Annotated in this window: 1 protein-coding gene; it reads left to right on the top strand. The window is 60.8% G+C overall.

Annotation, left to right across the window (positions count from 1 at the left end):
• Nucleotides 1–381, top strand: a 381-nt coding sequence (locus B3Q33_RS03115) for an acyl-CoA dehydrogenase family protein (RefSeq protein WP_286826839.1), incomplete at its 5' end; no start/stop codon positions are given.
• Nucleotides 382–525: the final 144 nt, after the last annotated feature.

Genomic DNA, 525 nt, shown 5'->3' with positions numbered 1-525 from the left:
GAAGACGCAGTGAATTTTGCCGCCGAACGCAAACAGTTCGGTAAACCCATCATCGAGCACCAGCTGATCCAGGCCATGCTGGCGGATTCCCGCGCGGAAATGTTCGCCGGCCGGTCCATGGTGCTGGAAGCGGCCCGCAGCAAGGACCGGGGTGAAAAGGTCAGCCTGGATGCGTCCTGCTGCAAGTTGTTCTGTTCCGAAATGGTAGGCCGCGTGGCCGACCGGGCGGTGCAGATTCATGGCGGTGCCGGTTATATGGCTGACTATGCGGTGGAACGTTTCTACCGTGACGTGCGCCTGTTTCGGATCTACGAAGGCACCACCCAGATCCAGCAGATCGTCATTGCCCGGGAGCTGGCCCGGCAGGCAGCACAATCATGATCCTCCCTGTAGNNTCGCCATGCAAGCATGGCTCCCACGGCGATTGAGTAAAGCGCTTAACACCACCCTTCCCCTGTGCATGCTGGGCACCCTGCTGTTTCTGGTGCTCGATCTGCAAGCCGGTGCCTGGCTGGCGCGGATCGC

Origin of the sequence: Alcanivorax sp. UBA3183 (assembly GCF_002364155.1) — a bacterium.
Taxonomy (GTDB): Bacteria; Pseudomonadota; Gammaproteobacteria; order Pseudomonadales; family Alcanivoracaceae; genus Alcanivorax; species Alcanivorax jadensis.
This window is presented reverse-complemented; position numbering and strand designations above follow the sequence as displayed.